Source organism: Mycolicibacterium madagascariense (assembly GCF_010729665.1).
GTDB lineage: Bacteria > Actinomycetota > Actinomycetes > Mycobacteriales > Mycobacteriaceae > Mycobacterium > Mycobacterium madagascariense.
Map to the genome: position 1 here is coordinate 1827223 of NZ_AP022610.1, position 19979 is coordinate 1847201.

A 19979-nucleotide genomic window follows, 5' to 3' on the forward strand; every position below is an offset into this window, starting at 1 on the left:
TTACTCTGGAGTAAGGTCGGTATCCGGTGTTACCTACGTCACGCCCCGGCGGCCCCGGGGCCTGCGCTCATCTTCCCGTGATCGGCGGCTCCACCGGCACGGTCACGGGCACGAATGGCACGCTGACCCGCGGGTCAGCTACCGCCGACGGAGCCACCAGCGCGGCGCCGAACCCGGCCACGGCGGCCGCCGTCACGATCAAGGTCTTCTTCATGGCTCACGACCGTAGAGAAAACCTGGGTCCGATGAATCGGGGGTTTCCCTACTCTTTCGTGCCATTGGCCGACGGCAGCGCGAGCCTGGCCAGAATCTCGTCGTGCAGCAGGCCGTTGGTGGCCACGGCACTGCCGCCGTGCGGTCCCGGTGCGCCGTCGATGTTGGTGAATCGGCCACCGGCTTCGCGGATCAGGACGTCCAGCGGCGCCAGGTCCCACAGCTTGACCTCGGGCTCGGCCACCACGTCGATCGCCCCTTCGGCCAGCAGGCAGTAGGACCAGAAGTCGCCATAGCCGCGCGTGCGCCAGACGGCGTCAGTGAGCTCGACGAAGCGGTCGCGACGGTCCTCCCAACCCGTCGTGAGGTCGGAGTAGGACAGGCTGGCCGCGTCCAGGTCGGCGACGCCGGACACCGCGATGGACCGGGTGGTGCCGTTGAAGGAGGCGAAGGCGCCCTCGCCGGTGGCCGCCCACCAGCGCCGCGCCAGCGCCGGGGCGCTGACGACCCCGACCGTCGGCACGCCGTCCTCCAGCAGGGCGATGAGGGTCGACCACACGGGGACGCCGCGGACGAAGTTCTTGGTGCCGTCGATGGGGTCGAGCACCCACTGACGGCCCGCGAACGCAGCCGTCCCCCCGAACTCCTCGCCGAGCACCGCGTCGTCCGGTCGGTTCGCCACGAGCAGGCCGCGGAGCAGCTCTTCTGCGGACTCGTCGGCGTCGGTGACCGGCGTCAGGTCGGGCTTGGTGTCGATCCGCAGATCCAGCGCACCGAATCTGTCGAGCGTCAGCGCGTCGGCCTCGTCGGCCATCTGGAGCGCAAGGCTGAGGTCGTCGGCGACTGTGCTCATGGCTGCAGTCCTACCATGGCGGGGTGTTCGAATTCGTCGTGCTGCTGCTCATCGTCGGTGCCATCGTGTTGCTCCTGGCACCGAGGATCAGACGAGGGCGAGGTGGCCTCGGCGGTCCGGGGGCCCAGCCCGCGCAGGGCACGCTGCTGGTCACCGGCGTCGCCGCGGGTCCAGAGTCCAATGGGTCGCACAACGTGACGATCACCGGTGTCATCAACGGCCCGACCGTGCGCGAGCACGAGGTCTACAGCCGGATGGTGATGAACGTGGGCGCCTCGCCGGCCATCGGTCAGCTGCTGCCGGTCGTGTACTCGCCGAAGAATCCCGACAAGTGGGGCTTCGCTCCCACCGACGCGCCGCCGCCTCCGCCCCCTCCGCCGTCGGCGACCGAGCTCACCTAGGCGACGGACGCGCGGCGTCGTCGAAAACGGGTATGCCGCAACCATGTCCGAACCGCTGCCCGCCGGCCTGCTCGACCTGCTCAACCGTCCCAGCCCCTGCTTCATCGCGACCCTCATGCCCGACGGCTCACCCCAGCTCACCGAAACCTGGGTGACCACGGACGGCGAGAACGTCGTCATCAACATCGTCGACGGCATGCAGAAGGCGAGGAACATCGCGCGCGACCCGCGCGTCGCGGTCAACGTCGTCGACCCCGACGACGTCGCGCGGTTCTACGCGGTGCGCGGTCGGGTCGTGAAGACCACCACCGAGGGCGGCCGGGAGAGCATCGACGAGATCTCGCACAAGTACCTGGGCATCCCGTACCCCAACTTCAGCGGCAACCCGAACGAGACGCGCCTGCTCGTCACCATCGAGGCCGACAAGGTCACGCCGCCCCCCGGCGGATAGCCGCGTCCATCGTCGTCAGGCGTGCCCGATGCGGAGCATCTCCGCCAGGCTCGCCAACTTCACCCGTGGCCTGCCGTGCGGTTCGCCCGCGCCGCGCTCGTGGGCGTCGATGAGCTTCCAGTGGTCGTCGGTGACGATCTTCGGCTGCCGCGACAGCAGCCACTCGGCGGGATCGTCGGTGGCGTCGGGCAGTTCGCCGGCGACGATGAGGTCGGCCAACACCGTGTTGACGGTCTCCTGCGAGTCCTTCTTGTTGCTGCCGATGACGCCCGAGGGGCCGCGCTTGATCCAGCCGACCACGTATTCGTTGCGGCGGCCGTCGATGCGGCCGTCGGTGTGCGGAATGGTTCCCGAACGCTCGTCGAACGGCAGCCCCGGCGTCGGCACACCGCGGTAGCCGACGGCGCGCACCACCAGCTGGGCGGGCAGCTCCTCGCGCACCCCGGTGTCCTTGGCCACCAGCCGGCCGCCGTCGTTCACCAACTCGTTGCGCCCGAGCACGATCGAGGAGACCGCACCGTCGCCCTTGATCTCGATGGGCGAGGTGTGAAAGCGAAACACGATGCGGCGCTTGGCCCCTCGCGGTGGCCGCTCGGCGTACCCGCGCAGCACCTTGACGTTGAGCTTGACCGTCTTGCCTGCCGCGTCGAGGTCCTCGTCGGTGATGCCGTCGAAGTCCGCGGGACCGACGATGACGTCCACGTCGGCCATCGCCTCCAGGTCGGCGAGTTCGCGGAGCTCCATCGTGGTGAACGTGGCCTGCAGCGGGCCGCGGCGGCCGAGAATCACGACCTCCTCGATGCCCCTGGTGTGCAGGGACTGCAGCGCGTGATCGGCGATGTCGGTGCTCGCGAGCGCATCGGGATCGCTCACCAGGATGCGCGCGACGTCGAGTGCGACGTTGCCGTTGCCGACCACGACGGCGCGTCCCGTCGACAGGTCCGGCGTCATCTCCTCGAAGTGCGGATGGGCGTTGTACCAACCGACGAAGTCGACCGCGGCCACGCTGCCGGGCAGATCCTCCCCGGGTATGCCGAGCGGGCGGTCCGACTGCGCGCCGACGGCGTAGATCACCGCGTCGTAGCGCTCGGCCAGTTCCTCGGCCTGCACGTCCTCACCGACCCTGACGTTGCCGAAGAAGCGGAACCGTGGATCGCTGCCGGTCTTGTCGAATTGGGCGCTGATCGTCTTGATCTTCGGATGGTCGGGGGCCACGCCCGAACGCACTAGGCCCCACGGCGTCGGCAACATCTCCAGCATGTCGACCCGGACGTCCCGTGGCTCGTCGGAGCCCTCCATCGAGTCCGCATACTTCAGCAGGGAGGCGGCCGCGAAGTAGCCGGACGGACCGGAACCAACGATGGCGACGCGATACGGATGCAAGGGCATGGACCTTCCGACGGGAAGCCGTCTCGTGCCATCGATGCGCAAGGGGCTGTCGCGACATCGTCGACATCGTCGGCCTGGGTACCTAGCCGATGCTAGCCCGGACGGGCGGTCGGTACCCTGAACTCCCGTGGATCCCGACCGGCAAGAAGACATCGCAGCACTCGACACCACTTTGACGACGGTGGAGCGCGTGCTCGATGTCGACGGTCTGCGTGATCGGATCAAGACACTCGAGGACGAGGCGTCCGATCCCAAGCTCTGGGACGACCAGCCGCACGCCCAGAAGGTCACCAGCGATCTGTCGCACGCCCAGAGCGAACTGCGCCGCGTCGAGGAGCTGCGTTCGCGTCTCGAGGACCTCCCCGTGATGTACGAACTCGCGGCCGAGGAGGGCGGCGCCGACGACCTCGCCGACGCCGACGGCGAACTGGCGAAGCTGCGCGAGGACATCGCCGGCCTGGAGGTGCGGACCCTGCTCTCCGGGGAGTACGACCAGCGCGAGGCCGTCGTCACCATCCGGTCGGGGGCCGGTGGCGTCGACGCCGCCGACTGGGCCGAGATGCTGATGCGGATGTACGTCCGCTGGGCGGAGAAGCACGGGTACGGCGTCGAGGTGTTCGACACGTCCTACGCCGAGGAGGCGGGCATCAAGAGCGCCACCTTCGCGGTGCACGCGCCCTACGCGTACGGCACGCTGTCGGTCGAGCAGGGGACCCACCGCCTGGTCCGCATCAGCCCGTTCGACAACCAGAGCCGGCGGCAGACCTCGTTCGCCGACGTCGAGGTGCTGCCCGTCGTCGACACCGCCGACCACATCGACATCCCCGACGGGGACGTCCGCGTCGACGTCTACCGGTCCAGCGGTCCCGGCGGCCAGTCGGTCAACACGACCGACTCCGCGGTGCGGCTGACCCACATCCCGACCGGCATCGTCGTGACGTGTCAGAACGAGAAGTCGCAGCTGCAGAACAAGGTGTCGGCGATGCGCGTGCTGCAGGCAAAGCTCCTGGAGCGCAAGCGGTTGGAGGAGCGCGCCGAGATGGACGCGCTCAAGGGTGACGGCGGCAGCTCGTGGGGCAATCAGATGCGCTCCTACGTGCTGCACCCGTACCAAATGGTCAAGGACCTCCGCAACGAATACGAAGTCGGAAATCCCGCAGCAGTACTCGACGGCGACATCGATGGATTCCTGGAAGCCGGGATCCGTTGGCGCAATAGGAAAGATGACGACTAGATATTCAGCAGGCGAGTGGTCCCAAAGCTGGCACGACTTCTGGCGCGGGGAGATCGGCGCGTGGATCCTCACGCGGGGATTGAAGATCGCCCTGCTGGTGATCTTCGCGGTGCTCGCCGCGCGGTTCATCAACTGGACCGCGCAGAAGGTCACCAGGCGCATCGACGCCGACTTCCAGGAGACCGACCAGATCGTCCGCACGGAGAGTGCCAAGCACCGCCAAGCCGTCGCGTCGGTCATCTCCTGGGTGTCGATCGCCGTGCTGTTCGTCGTGGTCGCCGTGGACATCACCGACGTCCTCGCCGTGCCGGTCGGTTCGCTGGTGGCGCCGGCGGCGGTCCTCGGCGCGGCGCTGGGCTTCGGCGCGCAGCGGGTGGTGCAGGACCTGCTCTCGGGCTTCTTCATCATCACCGAGAAGCAGTACGGCTTCGGTGACCTCGTCGCGCTGACCGTGGCCGGCATCGCCCTGCCCGCCGAGGGCACCGTGGAGGACGTCACGCTGCGCGTCACCAAGCTCCGGTCCACTGAGGGGGAGGTGTTCACCATCCCCAACGGGCAGATCGTCAAGACGATGAACCTGTCCAAGGACTGGGCCCGCGCCGTCATCGACATCCCGGTGCCGACGAGCGCCGACCTCACCCGGGTCGACGAAGTGCTGCGCGGGGTGAGCGACGCGGCCATGAAGGACCCGAGCCTGCGCAAGCTGCTGCTCGACGCGCCGCAGGTGATGGGCGTGGAGAGCATCGAGGTCGAGACGGTCAACCTGCGGATGGTCGCGCGCACCCTGCCCGGCAAGCAGTTCGAGGTGGGCCGCCGGATCCGCGTCCTGGTGGTCGCCGGTCTGATCCGCGCCGGCATCGTCACCTCCGCGGACACGTCGCCGTCGGTGAACACGATTCCCAGTCCGGCGGTGGTCACCCCGTCCGAGGCCGCGCCGGCCACCGCCCGGCAGGCCGACGCCCGCCCGGACGGCGGCCAAGACCCGCAGGACCTGCCATGAGTTTCTGGAACTGGGTGACCCGCAGGCGCACCGACCGCGGCTGGCCGGCCTACCTCGTCAACGGCCGGATCCGCACCTCGACCGCCGCGCTGGTGCTGGCGTTCATCGTCGTGTCCTGGGTGCACAACACCTACCAGCCCGCGCCGCCCCCGCCCGCCGCGCCCGAGGCCACCCAGGTCGTGCCACCGGGCTTCATGCCAGACCCGGAGTACACGTGGGTGCCGCGCACCAACGTGCAGACCGCTCCGCGCACGACGTACCGGTCCACGCCGACGACCACGCCCACCACGACCGAGACGACGACCTCGGAGACGAGCCCGACGTCCACCACGTCCACCTCGGGGCCCAGCACGACGCCCTCGACGAGCGGACCGCCGACGGCGACCACGATCGTCGATCCCGACGGCCCGGGGCCGCTGCCGCCGACGACCGTCACGCAGACCCCGCTGACGTCGCCGGGCATACCGGTGCCGAACCGGTCGGGCACGTCGACGACCACGACGACCACCGTCGCGCCCGGCGTGGGATTGCCGGCTCCGTTCCCTCTGCCACCCGGGTAGTCCGGGGCTCGGAGGCCATCCGGCTACACTGGCGTGCCGTGATGATCACCCTCGACCACGTGAGCAAGCAGTACAAATCCTCGGCACGGCCAGCTCTGGACAACGTCTCGCTCAAGATCGACAAGGGTGAGTTCGTGTTCCTCATCGGGCCGTCCGGATCGGGCAAGTCGACGTTCATGCGGCTGCTGCTCGCCGAGGACACCCCGACCCACGGTGACATCCGGGTGTCGAAGTTCCACGTCAACAAGTTGGCGAGCCGGCACATCCCCGGGCTGCGTCAGGTGCTCGGCTGCGTCTTCCAGGACTTCCGCCTGCTGCAGCAGAAGACGGTGTTCGAGAACGTGGCCTTCGCGCTCGAGGTGATCGGCAAGCGCTCGGACGTCATCAACCGCGTCGTGCCCGACGTGCTGGAGATGGTGGGGCTGTCCGGCAAGGCCAATCGGCTGCCCAGCGAGCTGTCCGGTGGCGAGCAGCAGCGGGTCGCGATCGCGCGGGCCTTCGTGAACCGGCCGCTGGTGCTGCTGGCCGACGAGCCGACGGGCAACCTCGATCCGGAGACCAGCAAGGACATCATGGATCTGCTCGAGCGGATCAACCGCACCGGTACGACGGTGTTGATGGCGACCCACGACCATCACATCGTCGACTCGATGCGCCAGCGAGTCATCGAACTGGAGCTGGGACGACTCATCCGCGACGAACAACGCGGTGTCTATGGAATGGATCGCTAGGTGCGCTTCGGCTTTCTCGTCAACGAGGTCCTGACCGGGCTTCGTCGCAACGTCACGATGACGGTCGCCATGATCTTGACGACCGCCATCTCTATCGGCCTGTTCGGCGGTGGACTGCTCGTCGTCCGGCTGGCCGACAGTTCCCGCAACATCTATCTGGACCGGGTGGAGAGCCAGGTCTTCCTGACCAACGACGTGTCCGCCAACGACCCGTCGTGCAACGTCGACCCGTGCAAGGCGCTGCGCAAGCAGATCGAGGACCGCAATGACGTGAAGTCGGTGCGGTTCCTGAATCAGCAGGACGCCTACGACGACGCGATCAAGAAGTTCCCCCAGTACAAGGACGTGGCCGGAAAGGACGCCTTCCCAGCCTCTTTCGTGGTCAAGCTCGACGACCCTGAGCAACACCGGGCCTTCGACGATGCGTTGAAGAATCAGCCGGGGGTGCTCAACGTGCTGAACCAGAAGGAGCTCATCGACCGTCTGTTCGCGGTCCTCGACGGGCTGAGCGCCGCGGCCTTCGCGGTGGCGCTGGTACAGGCGATCGGCGCAATCCTGTTGATCGCCAACATGGTTCAGGTCGCGGCCTACACGCGCCGGACGGAGGTGGGCATCATGCGACTGGTCGGCGCGAGCCGCTGGTATACGCAGCTGCCCTTCCTCGTCGAGGCCATGTTGGCCGCGTTCATCGGGGTGGTGATCTCGATCATCGGGCTCATCCTGGTGCGCGCGCTGTTCCTCGAACGCGCGCTCGACCAGTTCTATCAAGCGAACCTGATCGCCAGGATCGACTACGCCGACATCCTCTACATCGCGCCGATCCTGCTGTTCCTCGGTGTCGCGATGGCGGGTGTGACGGGGTACGTCACCCTGCGGCTGTACGTGCGGCGCTAGCGGTGGCCAAGAAGTCCGCCGCGGAGGTCAAGAAGTCCCGCAACAACCAGGTCGTCGCCACGAATCGCAAGGCGCGCCACAACTATTCGATCCTCGACACCTTCGAGGCGGGCATCGCGCTGATGGGCACCGAGGTCAAGGCCCTGCGCGATGGCCAGGCCTCCCTGGCCGACGCGTTCGCCACCGTCGACGACGGCGAGATCTGGCTGCGCAACGTCCACATTCCCGAATATCACCACGGGTCGTGGACCAACCACGCGCCGCGACGCAACCGCAAGCTGCTGCTGCATCGCAGCCAGATCGACACACTGATCGGCAAGATTCAGGACGGCAACCTGTCGCTGGTGCCGCTGTCGCTGTACTTCCTCGACGGCAAGGTGAAGGTCGAGTTGGCGCTGGCCCGCGGCAAGCAGGCGCACGACAAACGTCAGAGCCTGGCCAAGCGTGACGCCGAACGCGAGATCACCCGCGAATTGGGTAGGCGCTCCAAGGGCATGACCTGATCGGGGTCCTGTTCGCCCTGACGTCCGGATTCGGCTACGGCATCAGCGACTTCGTGGGAGGCATCGCCTCGCGGCGGGTGCCCGCGCTGCGGGTGGTGCTGGTGTCCTATCCGGTGGCGCTGACGCTGCTGACCGTGCTGGCGACGGTGGTCGGCGGTCACGTGTCGACGCCGGCCGTCGTGTGGGGCACGCTGTGCGGGTTCAGTCAGGCCTTCGGGGTGTGGTGGTTCTACGCCGCGCTGGCCGCGGGGCCGATGTCGCTGGTGTCCCCACTCACTGCCGTCCTGGTATCCGCCGTGCCGATCGTGGTCGGCACCGTGCTGCTCGGTGAGCGGCCCAGCGGCGTCGCGTGCGTCGGCATCGCCCTCGCGCTCGTCGCGGTCGTGCTGGTGAGCCGCGAGAGCCCCGACGCCGACGACCAGCGACCACACCGCTTCACCGCGAAGGTGGCATGGCTGACGCTCGGCTCGGGTTTGGCGTTCGGTCTCAACTTCGTGCTCATCCACCAGGCGCCGCACGACGCGGGCCTGTGGCCGCTCGTGTTCGCGCGGGCGTCGGCCACCGTGGTGGTCGTCGTCATCGCGACGGCCACCGCAAACCTGGCGCCGCCGTCGGGGGTGCCGCTGCGGCTCGCCTTGGCGGCGGGGGCCCTGGACACCGTCTCGAACGTGTCGATGCTCCTGGCCCTGCACGCCTCACTGCTGTCGCTGACGAGCGTGCTGATCTCGCTCTACCCCGCCGCCACGGTGGGGCTCGCGCTGCTGGTGCTCAAGGAGCGGGTGACGCGCTGGCAGGCGACGGGCATGGTGCTGGCGTTGGCCGCCGTCGCGATGATCGCCGTGGGGTAGCGCGCGTCGGGAATGAAAAATGGGTGGCCGTTGTCAGATAGGTGGGTAGAATCGACCTTCCTGCTGAAGTTCGGCAGGGCGCGAGGGGCTGAACGGTTTCGACTTCGCGCATCGAATCAAGGGAAGCGTGCCGGTGCAGGCAAATGACCACCGTAAGCGTCGTTGCAACCAATTAAGCGCCGATTCCAATCAGCGCGACTACGCCCTCGCTGCCTAAGCGACGGTGTGTCCGTCAGACCGGGAGTGCCCTCGACCCGGAGCCTGGCGTCATCTAGAGGGACAAACCTATACGTCCGGTCGCGGGACGTACGGGGACATCAAACAGCGACTGGGATCGTCATCTCGGCTCGTCTGCGTGACCGAGAGATCCAAGTAGAGACATAGCGGACTGCGCACGGAGAAGCCTCGAGGGAATGCCGTAGGACCCGGGTTCGATTCCCGGCAGCTCCACCGGTTGAGAACGGGCCAGGGACGAGAGTCCCTGGCCCGTTTTGCGTGGCGCGTTGAGTCGTGCTTCGACACGAATTCTTCGATGGGGTTGTCACGCAGAGGAGGAGGACGTTCCTGGCGGGCGTAGTCCGTTGGGGTATCACCTGTGGAGTTCGTTGAGCGCAGGTCCTTGACGTTGTCCGAGGCTTTCACAGGCGTCGCGTCAGGGCGATGCGCCGTCATGCGGGTGATGGTGAGTTCGACCGGCTGGGATTTTGGCGGCCGGGCGTCCGACGTCCCGGCGAGCGATACCGTCCTTGCCGCCACCGAGATCGTGCGTCGTGGGGGAGTCTGATGACAGCCGTGACAGCCTTCGAGGTGGGGGTTGAAGCGTGCCGTGAACTGCCGTCCGGTTTGGTAGCAGCGTCTGGTCCACAGGTGATGGTGAACGAGCTCGGTTGTCGTGCCGACCGTCATCCCCCTCTACGCCGCCTACTGCGCTCGCATTCGCAGTGTTGGTAGAAGCAGATTCTGTAGGATTCCCCCATGCCCATTGCTGATGGTGCGGTATTTGCTGGCTACACCATCATTCGTCTCTTGGGCACCGGAGGGATGGGGGAGGTCTACCTCGTGCAGCATCCGCGGTTGCCCCGCCGTGATGCGTTGAAGATCCTGCCCGCGGACGTCAGTGCGAATCCGGAATATCGCCAACGATTTGTACGTGAAGCCGAACTTGCCAGCTCCCTGTCTCACAGCCACATAGTTGCGGTCCACGACCAAGGCGAGGACGACGGCCAGTTATGGATCGCAATGGCCTACGTCGAGGGAACCGATGCGGCCCAACTGGTTCGGGATCGGTACCCGCATGGCATGCCGCGTAGAGAAGCCGTTGAGATTGTCTCAGCCATCGCTGATGCTCTCGACTACGCCCACGAAAGCTATTTGCTACACCGCGACGTCAAGCCGGCGAACATCTTGATTACCCATCCGAGCTCCGTTAATCGTCGAATCTTGTTGGCTGACTTCGGTATCGCTCGGGCTATGAATGAGACCAGCGGGCTGACGGCGACCAACGTGGCCGTAGGGTCTGTCGCCTACGCAGCACCAGAGCAACTGATGGGCGAGTCGCTCGATGGGCGTGCGGATCAGTACGCGCTCGCATGCACGGCATTTCATCTGCTCACGGGCAGGCCACCATTCACGAACACCAACCCAGCAGTCGTGATTAGCAACCACTTATCACTACCGCCCCCACGGATCGGGGAGATTCGTCCCGACCTCGCCTCGTTCGAGAGCGCCCTGGGCGCGGGAATGGCCAAGACGCCGTTTCAGCGCTTCGATACGTGCCGTGAATTCGCGGCCGCGCTTGCGGACGCCAATGCCGGTGCTCCAGGGCCGAACGATGCTACGCAGCGCGACATCCGAATTTCGCCCGACGCCGGCGGTGGCCCACCTCGTGGATCCTTGCCGACCAAGGCAAGGGATTCGCCCACGCCACCTCGGCGTGCGGCGCTCACCGCAGGCGGCATCGTCGTTGCGTTGGTCGCGGTAGGGCTGGTGGCGTTCGTCGGCGCTCGGTTGGGAAAGACGGACCTTGCTCCATCGACGTTTGCCGGGCAGCCGACCTCCACCCTCCAACCCGCGACGACTCTCGAACCACTTCGTACGGTGACTCAAACGGTTCCGCCCCTAACAGTCACGGCCCCGCCGCCGAGCTTGCCTCCGACCACGCCTCCTGGCGACCTGGGGTTGAGCACTCCGATGAGCTACCCGGCCTGCAACGGCCAGGGCATCGTCATCTTGGGTTCAGTGACAACCCCAGGGCTCTATGCCGCAAGCGTTCAACGCCTGTTGAACGACCATCCGGGTTCGTTCTATCTCCGGACGGATCGAACATGCCCCTCCCTGCGTCAAGCCACACCGGAGGGGAATCCGATCTACGCGGTCTACGAGCTGGGTGGTTCCAATCAGAGTGACCTGTGCGCGGCGGTTCGCAGTGCTGGCGGGGATGCCTACGGAAAGTTTCTGGACACGACGACTGATCCTGGATACGTCGTTCCCTGTTGAGACGGTTGGATTCCGCCATGTCGGAGGCTGGTTGAGCCGGTTCGGCCTTTACGGAGAAGGCTAGAAGTTTGTGAAGGAGACAACACCACCGTCAAGGGATGGCGCGGTGCGGGGCGGGGCGGTGGAGAACATCAAAGTCCGGATTCAATAGCAGGTTCGCTGGAGATGACGTTTCCGTTCTGAATGATCTGTAGCCCGGTAGAACTAATTTCGTACTGAGCGTTCTCGGGAGAGTTGAGTGCGACGAACCCATTCCCTTGCGGATAGACGGTGTCGAGTTCGATCCCCGCGCCGTCGGAGAGACGGTAACCGCGGTAATACAGCTGATTCGTCTCGCTGCGACATACCACCAGGGCCGATTGGGCAGTGCGCACGAACAACTCTGAGTCATCACTGTCCAAGCACCGGGCGCCCCCGCCGAAAGTGGTGAATCCATGGGCATCTACGTCGGCTGGGAGCGGTGGTAGCACATTGGCAGACGGTGTCTCGACGTTGAACGACGACGTGACCGTCACTGTCGACGGGGATGCGCTCGCCGTTGGCGACGTGTCCGGGGCAACCGCCGTCGGCGAAGTCGTCGCGCTCTGTTGAGGGCGCCCAAGTATCAGCAGGAGTGAGACGAGGACCAGCCCTATCGTCAGCACAACGCCAAGCGCGATCAGCGCGGGCACGATAAGTGATCGCCGTCCGTCCGACGCGTTTGAAACGGACTCCGGCGGGGCTGGTCTCGGCTCGTATGGAGTCGAAGCCATTCGGCTCTTTTCAGGCTGTGCGGTATGGGTGGGAGGAAACGCAGTGTGAAATGCCGATTGCCTGGCGACCGCCGCATTGCACGAGTCGGCGAGAGCCTTCGCAAATTCCTCACAAGTGCGGAATCGCTCGGCGGGGTCTCGGGCCATCCCACGTGCCAATACTGCGTCGAGGTCGACCAAGTCCGAGCGCACGTCCGTCAGGCGGGGCGCCGATGAATGGAGGCGACGGTTTATCAGCGCTGCCGGATTGGATGTTGCATCCGGTGCTCGACCGGCTACCAGGTGAAATGCTGTGGCGGCCAATGCGTATTGATCTGCGCGACCGTCGATCGAGTCTCCAAGCAATTGTTCGGGCGCCGCGTAATGCAACGTGCCAAGCGTCATGTTGGTCGCGGTGAGCCCGCGGGTGTCGTCCAAGCGGCGCGCTATTCCGAAGTCAGTGAGCAGAACGCGACGTTTTCCTGATCTAGGAGATGTGAGCAAAATATTGGCGGGTTTGACATCCCGATGCATCAAGCCTTGCGCGTGCGCGTAATCAAGGGCGTCGGCCGTGGCGGTGACGACTGCAACCGCCTCTGTCAAAGGCAATCCGCTAACGTACTGATCCCGCAACAGCTGACTAGCGTCTGATCCCTCGACGTAATCCATCGAAATCCACAACTGTCCGTCGAATTCGCCGCGGTCATGCACTCCTACGATGTTGGGATGCCACAGCCCTGCCGCTGCGTCAGCCTCTCGATCGAATCGGCGTCGATATTCGACGTCCTCGGCGAATGACAGCGGCAGAACCTTGAGGGCATCTCTTCGCGGTAATCGAGGATGGCGGACGAGATATACCTCGCCCATACCGCCGGAGCCCAGCAGAGCCTGCACTGTGTAACCGGCAAAGACGGAGCCGGGCGTCAAAGGCATGCATGAATGCTAGCGAGCACGGACACGCGCCGTGTGGCTTGAGCAAGTCGACAACCGTTCGATGAAGAGGATGTGCGGCAACGCGCTCAAGAGTTATTGATGCTTGTTCTCGAGGGGGAGTTCCTGCCAGGTTTTGGGGCATCAAGTGCTTTGGCCGCTACTCCAGCGTCAGTTTGCACCGACTGGCTGGCGTGCATAGGCGACACTGGGTCCATGCGGGACCGCCACGACGACGACAAGCCGCCAACTCGGGCTCGACACGCCAAAGCCCCGCGCCGTGACCGCAGGCAAGTTATTCGAATGGTCGTAACCATTGGTTCGATAGTCGTCGGAGTGGGCGTGATCCTTGGTGGCATTGCGTTCGGAGAGCACGTGACGCCTCGCAGGGCGGCTTCCAAGCCCGCCGCTACCCCTACCAGCACCGTTGCCGCTCAACCGCCAGTTCTACCTACGCCCTCGGTAATGCCCACGCCGGGCATTGACAAGGGACTTGCGGCAGATTTCGCCGCCCTGTCCCCGACATTGAATGCGCGTGTGGGGGTGGTCATCCACGCCGTGGGCTCGGCGCCAGACGATCCGATCATCTTGGGAGACTGGCAGAGCGGGGTCGCATGGTCCACGAGCAAGGTGCCCTTGGTCGTCGCGGCGCTGCGGCTGCAGGATTCATCTGAGATCACCGAAGCGATGACGAAGGCGATCACGGAATCGGATAACGCTGCCGCAGAATCAATTTGGGAAGGACTAGGCGATCCCACTCAGGCAGCCGAGCAAGTGCAGGGTGTGCTGCGCCAATATGGCGATCCGACCATCGTCCAGTCGACGAAAGTGCGACCGGAATATACCGCGTTCGGGCAGACGGTGTGGCCGCTGGTCGACCAAAACCACTTCATGGCCGGAGCGATGTGCGATCCCAACAACTCTCAGGTCATCGACCTCATGGGGCGGGTCGAAGACGACCAGCGTTGGGGACTCGGCAGCATCGCCGGCGCCAAATTCAAGGGCGGTTGGGGCCCAGCGCCCTCCGGGAATTACCTCGTCCGTCAGATGGGCGTCATCCCCACACCTGGTGGTTTCACCGCCATCACGATTGCGGCGGAACCCAATTCGGGTTCATTCGCCGACGGTACGGAGGTACTCACCCGCGTCGCCCAATGGCTTGGTGAGCATCTCGCCGACTTGCCAGCCGCACAATGTGGTTCCTGATCGTCAGTGACCGACAAGCGGGTCAGAAGATGAAGACGCGGGCGTTGCGACCTCCGGTGCAGGTGATCCAGCCGTCGGATCCGAATGCGGCGCACTGCATTACGAAGTTCGACCCATTACAGCTGGCGCCCGGCACCGTGCCGCACGGCACTGCACCTGCGGCGTACACCGTGCGCGGTGTCCGGTCGACTCCGCCGTATTGATTCCAGTACGCCGTCAATACATTGCCGGCGAAGAGGCAGGTGGTCTCGGCGGATCCGCGTCCGGAGTGCGTGCCAAAGCCGGTGTGGCCGTCCAGCGAAAGCCCGGCATTGCACGACTCGTTGGCGGCATCGAGGCCGCCGACCAGCGGTGGTATTGCCGGGATGAGAGGGGGCGGAGAGGGGGCCTGATTGGGTGCTGGTGCAGGATTCGACTGGCTGGGGGAAGCGATTGGCACGGTGTAGCCGTTGCCGGGCGAGGAGGTGGTGGCGGGCGCGGTGTCGCGGTTGGCCAGCATGCCAATGACGACGCCGATGCCGCCGAGCAGCAGGGCTACCGCGACGGCGATGATCGTGGGTATCAACCATGGCCGGGAAGCATTTGGTGCGGCTGACGCTGCCGCGCTCGCGGGCGCCACCACGTCAGTGGGCCAGTGCGCCTGAGGTTCCGAGAGTGGGGGCGGGGGGACGTTTGCATGCATTGTCGGCGCCGATGCGGCCGTCATCGGTCCTGACGACGGCCGGGAAAACGAGTCGTTGCGCAACGCACGCTCGGCAGCCCGGCCGAGCGCGCCGGCGCTGCCGTACCTGTCGTCGGGATCCTTTGCCATGCCGCGGGCGACGACGTCGTCGAAAGCCTCCGGTACTCGGTGATTGACCGCACTGGGCCGAGGTGGCGGACTGCTCACGTGGGCCGCGATCACCTGGCTCACGGTGTTGGCTGGAAATGGTCGGTCGCCGGTCAGCGCCTCGTAGAGGACGCAGGCCAATGAATAGACGTCGACGGCGGGAGTGGCAGGAGCGTCGTCGAATCGTTCCGGGGCCATGTAGGCGAAGGACCCAACCGCGGTGCCAGCCATCGTCAAGCGGGAATCGCCATGCCCCTCTGCAATACCGAAGTCCACCAAGTAGGCGAAGTCGGCTTCGTTGACGACGATGTTCTGCGGTTTGACGTCGCGGTGTATCAAACCCGCCTGGTGGGCGGCATCAAGCGCCGCGGCGACCTGTACCACGATCGACGCGGCACGCGCTGGTTGCAGAGGTCCCCCTGCAAGTAATTCATGCAGGTTCTGGCCCCGTACGAGCCGCATGTCGATGAAGAGGTTTCCGTCGACTTCCCCCCAGTCGTGAATGGGGATGACGTGGGGCTCCTGCAGCACGGCGGCGGCATGGGACTCCCGCTGAAACCTGGTCCGAAACTGTTCGTTTCCGGAGTGCTGTGGCGACAGGATCTTCAGCGCGACGGTTCTGTTCTTCTGCGTGTCGTGAGCTTCGTAGACATCACCCATACCGCCTTGGCCTATCAAGCTGATGATGTCGTACTTGCCAAACCTCGAACCGATGCGCAATTGCGCGTTGGCCACGTCCCCCTCCTCACCCTCCACAGAGGATTATCGGGTGCGCGCGCCGGAAGCGCTCGGGTTTGCTCAACGCGATCGTGGACGAGGAGGCAGGACGTCGGAACGCTCCTCTTGCGAAGCCGCCAGCTGATCTTGAGTGCTTATGACGAAGACGAGTTTGCAACGCGGACGAACGTCGACTGCGTTAGCGTCGGTAGCAAGGCGCGCATTGCAGGCCAGATTCATCGATGCGCGGTCGAAGGGGAGGGGCTTCGATGAACTATCCGCCACGACGCGATCCCCACGGGCAGCCCATTTACGAGCGGTCAGAACCAGGAACTCGTGCGGGGGCACCGACGAGTCAACCTCGCGGTTTCCCTTTCATCGCCAACCTTGGCGTCATCGTGCTGGGGGTCGTCGGTTTCTTTCTGGGGTTCGCCCCCTACGCGAAGACTGGGGGCGGCGGTGACAACACGTTCCCCGATTCGGAAAACTTCTTCTTCAACGGGTTCAGCGGCGCTGGCACCACGTGTCTGGCGCTATTGCTGGCCGCGGCAACCGTCGCCGCGTTCGGAATGCTTCCCGGTCAGCGTGATCACAATTCCGTCGTCGCCGGCTTGTCGCTTGCCGGGTCAGTGACGCTTCTTTTTCTGCTGGTAGGGCTCGAGCAGGGTCTCGAGGCTGGGGTGGGTCTCATTCTGGTACTCGTTGCCGCGTTCCTGCAGACCGCGCTCGCCGTCATCCAGTCGCTGGTATGCGCCGGAATCATCGGAGGTCGGCCGCAAAAGGCGTACGGTGTGCCGCCGCCGAGCGACCCAAATCAGACCATAGGGCCTTACGACCGGACTCAGGCTCCGCCCGGCTATCGGCGCGGCCCGTACGGACCGCGGTAGCGACTAATGAGTGGCGCACGCGGGCCCTTCCATGACCGGTCTGTGCGGTTGGCCGAACTGCTATGCGTAGCGTTGTTAGTAGCCGGTTGTACTACGAATGTCATGGCGGGACAAGCAATCTCGATGGTTTACGACCCCGAGCGAGCTGGCGGTCTTCCAGTCGCCGACGGACCGAGCGGAGTTCGTCCCGACGCTCCGCAACCGGCGGGCAAGGTCATAGGGTCCGACGGCGGCGACGCCGACCGGCTGGCGCTTCTTGCCGTTGACGACATCCAGGAGTTCTGGGAAGGCCACTACCTGCCGGAGTGGCCGGGCCGCTTCACCCCGGTGAGCGAATTAGTCTCTTACGACTCAACTGATCCACTGGCCCCCGACCTTTGTGGACAGCCGTCATACGGGGACCCCAACGCCCACTATTGTCCAACCAGCGACTCAATGAGCTGGGACCGCGGCGCGCTCATCCCGGTGGGACGAAAGTTTTATTCCGATGTGGCCATCGTCGCTGTGCTAGCGCATGAGTACGGACATGAGATTCAGCATCGGGCACGGTTGGTGGACGACGATGTGACTCGAACGATCGTGAAGGAGCAGGAGGCCGATTGCTTTTCTGGAGTCTATATACGTTGGGTGGCCGAAGGTCACTCTCGTCGCTTTACGATAAGCACGACGGATGGACTCGATCGCGTACTGGCTGGCGCGCTTTACATTCGTGATGCGCCCGGTGACGTGTCTGACCCGGCGGACGGACATGGATCGGCATTCGACCGAATTAGCGCATTTCAGAAGGGATTCGAAGGCGGTCCTCGAGTATGCGCCGATATCGACGAGCAGGAGATTGCGCAGCGAGGCCGGGGACTCCCTGCGTTGCCAGCGGGGGACGGGGGCGAAACACCTATAGACGATGACTCGCTGTCGACCCTGCTGGAACTCCTCGGCGAGATCTTCCATCCGGCCCATCCACCCACGCTGACCGTCGGCGGCGACGGGTCCTGTCAGAATGCGAAGGCAAGTCCGCCTGCGTCGTATTGTCCTGCGACCAACACCATAAATATCAATTTGCCTGGCCTGCAAAAGGTGGCCGAGGTGAAGGACGAACAACATGACCAACACATCTTGCAAGGCGATGACACTGCCTTCTCCATGGTGACCTCTAGATACGCACTTGCGGTCGAGCGCGAGCAGGGTGCCGCATTGGACACCGAACAAGCCGCATTGCGGACCGCCTGTCTGACCGGTGTCGCGCAGAAGGCGATGGCAAGGCCCATTACCCTGGCATCGGGCAAGTCACTCGTGCTGTCCGCGGGCGATCTCGACGAGGCAGTGTCGGGTCTGCTGTCGAACCACCTCGTCGCCAGCGACACCGACGGGAGAAGTGTCCCAGCAGGTTTCACCCGAATCGACGCCTTCCGTTCCGGACTCATCGGCGACGCCGACAAGTGCTACCAGGTTTTCCCGTGAACGACCCTCAGACCCCGAGGCCTGCCGGTCGTCAGGGCCAGTGGTGGCAGGACAAGACGAAAGACAGTCTTTCCCGTCGCGACCAGGCCGGCCAAGGGTTTCCAAGTCCAGCGTCTCCGCCATCGAGAACGTATCGCGCACAAGCAAATTGGGCGCGAGCGACCCAATTGCGTGACCGCCGAATGTCAGTCCCTTCGTCTGCGCAGGCAACGCCTGGCGAGCGTGATCCGAAACGGCCGGGTGCGTTCTCGCTTCGGCGGGTCGTCATTGGCATCGGCATCTTGCTCCTGGTCGCAGAATCCGTAGCGCTAATTCTTGGGGTAAACCAGCTAGGCGCATTCGGGGGCGACCAACTCGACGTGGTCAAGGTGCAAGCCGGAGTACAACGCATCCTCAGTGACCCTGTATACGGTTACGGTGGCCACGCGGTTACCTCGGTCAGTTGCAACCACGGACGCAACCCAAGCGGGAACAAAGGGAATAGTTTCACCTGCGCGGTGACCGTAGACGGAACGGCCCAGCAGGTCAGAGTTGTGGTGGAAGACGACACGGGTACCTACGCCGTCGATCGACCGCAGTAATCCGAGTTCGCAACCGCCCCCTGGGTTCGCTTCGTGCCCCGAGGTTCAGCTCGAGCCGGATCTTTGCATCAGGAAGGCGACGATCCCGTGGGTAATGGCATCCGCGTACAGCTGACGCCCGTCGCTGGTTTCCATCTGGGCGGCGTCGTTTGGGTTGCGCATGTTGCCGACCTCGACCAAGACTGCGGGGTACTGGGCGAGGTTGAGGCCCGTCAGATCGGCACGGCCATAAAGTCCACCATTGCCGATGTAGGTAGACGGCTGCATCCCGGAAGCGACCAAGGAATCGCGCATGGTCTCGGCTAACTGAATCGCCGGGCCGCTCTGGGCTGAATTTAGCGGGGGATCCGAATAGTTGACGTGGAAGCCACGTCCGGTGGCCGGGCCGCCGTCGGCATGAATGCTGACCTCAGCGTCGGGGTGCATGGAGTTGGCGGCGGCGGCGCGCTGATCGTTGCAGGGCGCCACGGAGGTGTCGTCGGAACGCGACAACTCGACGATGACGCCCATTGCGGTGAGCTCGGCGGCGATGCGGTTCGCCAGGTCCCAGTTGAAGGCGTGCTCGGGGTATCCGTCGTCGGTGGAGGTCCCCGTCGTCTCACAATCCTTCGTTCCGCCGCGGCCGGTCGGAACTTGCCGCGTGATGGAGGAGTCGTTGACGCCGCTATGACCTGGATCGAGGAAGACCGACAAGCCCGCAATGCCTGTAGCCCGCGCGGACGGAACATAGGCCACGAAGAGAAGTGAGAACAGAAGCATCGTGGCTACCGCTGCCGATCCTGCGAGCCGCTTACGTTTCCGGGACCAGTCGGGTGATTTCACCAAGCCCCCGGAGTGCGCGTTGGAAATCTTCCCTCCGCGTTCAACTGCAATTGTCACGGTGATCAGTGTGCCCTGATCAGTCTCGGGCCGGTGAGCCAGTGGATGAAAGCAGGCTCGACCAACTTGGGCCTACCGTCTGAACCAGGGATCGTCGGAACGGTGCGTGCGGTGCAGTCCGTCAGCTATGCTGGCAAAGCCGCGGGGGTGCGGTTTCTTTTGCTGTCGGGGGACTCATCGGCTGGCGA

The 19979-nt window shown here is 64.9% G+C and carries 20 protein-coding genes and 1 other RNA gene; 15 read left to right on the top strand and 6 right to left on the bottom strand.

The window, feature by feature from the left end:
* Positions 1 to 67: 67 nt before the first annotated feature.
* Together G6N60_RS08590 and hisN are read right to left on the bottom strand one after the other, a co-directional pair.
* Entirely contained in the window at positions 68 to 214 is a 147-nt protein-coding gene (locus tag G6N60_RS08590) for a hypothetical protein (RefSeq protein WP_163735268.1), read from the bottom strand.
* A gap of 48 nt (positions 215 to 262) precedes the next feature.
* Entirely contained in the window at positions 263 to 1066 is an 804-nt protein-coding gene (gene hisN, locus G6N60_RS08595; RefSeq protein WP_163735271.1) for a histidinol-phosphatase, read from the bottom strand.
* 23 nt (positions 1067 to 1089) lie between these two features.
* Between hisN and G6N60_RS08600 the strand changes: the two genes are divergently transcribed.
* A complete protein-coding gene (locus G6N60_RS08600; protein WP_163735274.1) occupies positions 1090 to 1467 on the top strand; it encodes a hypothetical protein in 378 nt (125 codons plus the stop codon).
* 43 nt (positions 1468 to 1510) lie between these two features.
* On the top strand, positions 1511 to 1918 hold the full coding sequence (locus G6N60_RS08605) for a PPOX class F420-dependent oxidoreductase (RefSeq protein ID WP_163735277.1): 408 nt from the start codon (positions 1511 to 1513) through the stop codon (positions 1916 to 1918).
* 15 nt (positions 1919 to 1933) lie between these two features.
* Here the strand turns inward: G6N60_RS08605 and G6N60_RS08610 are convergent, their stop codons facing one another.
* On the bottom strand, positions 1934 to 3307 hold the full coding sequence (locus G6N60_RS08610) for an FAD-dependent oxidoreductase (RefSeq protein WP_163735280.1): 1374 nt from the start codon (positions 3305 to 3307) through the stop codon (positions 1934 to 1936).
* Positions 3308 to 3434: 127 nt separating this feature from the next.
* Here G6N60_RS08610 and prfB point away from each other — a divergent pair, with 127 nt between their 5' ends.
* The 9 genes from prfB (at position 3435) to G6N60_RS08655 (ending at position 11573) form a co-directional block, all read left to right on the top strand.
* Positions 3435 to 4541, top strand: coding sequence for a peptide chain release factor 2 (gene prfB, locus G6N60_RS08615; RefSeq protein WP_163735283.1), 1107 nt, complete (start codon positions 3435 to 3437; stop codon positions 4539 to 4541).
* On the top strand, positions 4531 to 5541 hold the full coding sequence (locus G6N60_RS08620; protein WP_163735285.1) for a mechanosensitive ion channel family protein: 1011 nt from the start codon (positions 4531 to 4533) through the stop codon (positions 5539 to 5541). Before prfB ends, G6N60_RS08620 begins: the two co-directional genes overlap by 11 nt.
* Positions 5538 to 6101 carry an Rv3103c family proline-rich protein gene (locus G6N60_RS08625; protein WP_163735288.1) on the top strand — a complete coding sequence of 188 codons (564 nt, stop codon included), beginning with the start codon at positions 5538 to 5540 and terminating at the stop codon, positions 6099 to 6101. Before G6N60_RS08620 ends, G6N60_RS08625 begins: the two co-directional genes overlap by 4 nt.
* Before the next feature lie 41 nt (positions 6102 to 6142).
* A complete protein-coding gene (gene ftsE, locus G6N60_RS08630) occupies positions 6143 to 6832 on the top strand; it encodes a cell division ATP-binding protein FtsE (protein ID WP_163743675.1) in 690 nt (229 codons plus the stop codon).
* Positions 6833 to 7726 (top strand): permease-like cell division protein FtsX, encoded by an 894-nt coding sequence (gene ftsX / locus G6N60_RS08635; protein ID WP_163735291.1) that lies wholly within the window; start codon positions 6833 to 6835, stop codon positions 7724 to 7726.
* Positions 7727 to 7728: 2 nt separating this feature from the next.
* Positions 7729 to 8229, top strand: coding sequence for an SsrA-binding protein SmpB (gene smpB / locus G6N60_RS08640; protein ID WP_163735294.1), 501 nt, complete (start codon positions 7729 to 7731; stop codon positions 8227 to 8229).
* Positions 8226 to 9077 carry an EamA family transporter gene (locus G6N60_RS08645; protein WP_163743677.1) on the top strand — a complete coding sequence of 284 codons (852 nt, stop codon included), beginning with the start codon at positions 8226 to 8228 and terminating at the stop codon, positions 9075 to 9077. The genes smpB and G6N60_RS08645 overlap by 4 nt, the downstream gene beginning before the upstream one ends.
* An 84-nt stretch (positions 9078 to 9161) precedes the next feature.
* Positions 9162 to 9530, top strand: a transfer-messenger RNA (tmRNA) gene (gene ssrA, locus G6N60_RS08650).
* A gap of 522 nt (positions 9531 to 10052) precedes the next feature.
* Entirely contained in the window at positions 10053 to 11573 is a 1521-nt protein-coding gene (locus tag G6N60_RS08655; protein WP_163735297.1) for a serine/threonine-protein kinase, read from the top strand.
* A gap of 131 nt (positions 11574 to 11704) precedes the next feature.
* Here G6N60_RS08655 and G6N60_RS08660 read toward each other — a convergent pair whose 3' ends face one another.
* A complete protein-coding gene (locus tag G6N60_RS08660) occupies positions 11705 to 13237 on the bottom strand; it encodes a serine/threonine-protein kinase (RefSeq protein WP_163735300.1) in 1533 nt (510 codons plus the stop codon).
* A 462-nt stretch (positions 13238 to 13699) separates the two neighbouring features.
* Between G6N60_RS08660 and G6N60_RS08665 the strand changes: the two genes are divergently transcribed.
* Positions 13700 to 14440: a serine hydrolase gene (locus G6N60_RS08665; RefSeq protein ID WP_246240479.1), complete on the top strand. Its 741-nt coding sequence runs from the start codon at positions 13700 to 13702 to the stop codon at positions 14438 to 14440.
* Between the two features lie 22 nt (positions 14441 to 14462).
* Here the strand turns inward: G6N60_RS08665 and G6N60_RS08670 are convergent, their stop codons facing one another.
* Positions 14463 to 16004, bottom strand: a complete 1542-nt coding sequence (locus G6N60_RS08670) for a serine/threonine-protein kinase (protein WP_163735306.1) — start codon at positions 16002 to 16004, stop codon at positions 14463 to 14465.
* Positions 16005 to 16255: 251 nt separating this feature from the next.
* Between G6N60_RS08670 and G6N60_RS08675 the strand changes: the two genes are divergently transcribed.
* The 3 genes from G6N60_RS08675 to G6N60_RS29020 all read left to right on the top strand — a co-directional run bounded on the left by G6N60_RS08675 (position 16256) and on the right by G6N60_RS29020 (position 18912).
* Positions 16256 to 16873 (top strand): DUF5336 domain-containing protein, encoded by a 618-nt coding sequence (locus G6N60_RS08675; RefSeq protein ID WP_163735308.1) that lies wholly within the window; start codon positions 16256 to 16258, stop codon positions 16871 to 16873.
* Between the two features lie 6 nt (positions 16874 to 16879).
* The gene (locus G6N60_RS08680) at positions 16880 to 18331 is read left to right on the top strand and encodes a neutral zinc metallopeptidase (RefSeq protein ID WP_163735313.1); all 1452 of its coding nucleotides are present in this window, start codon (positions 16880 to 16882) and stop codon (positions 18329 to 18331) included.
* Positions 18332 to 18513: 182 nt separating this feature from the next.
* Positions 18514 to 18912, top strand: coding sequence for a DUF4333 domain-containing protein (locus G6N60_RS29020; RefSeq protein ID WP_163735316.1), 399 nt, complete (start codon positions 18514 to 18516; stop codon positions 18910 to 18912).
* A gap of 45 nt (positions 18913 to 18957) precedes the next feature.
* Here the strand turns inward: G6N60_RS29020 and G6N60_RS08690 are convergent, their stop codons facing one another.
* Positions 18958 to 19671 (bottom strand): Rv3717 family N-acetylmuramoyl-L-alanine amidase, encoded by a 714-nt coding sequence (locus G6N60_RS08690; RefSeq protein ID WP_163735318.1) that lies wholly within the window; start codon positions 19669 to 19671, stop codon positions 18958 to 18960.
* Positions 19672 to 19979 lie beyond the last annotated feature (308 nt).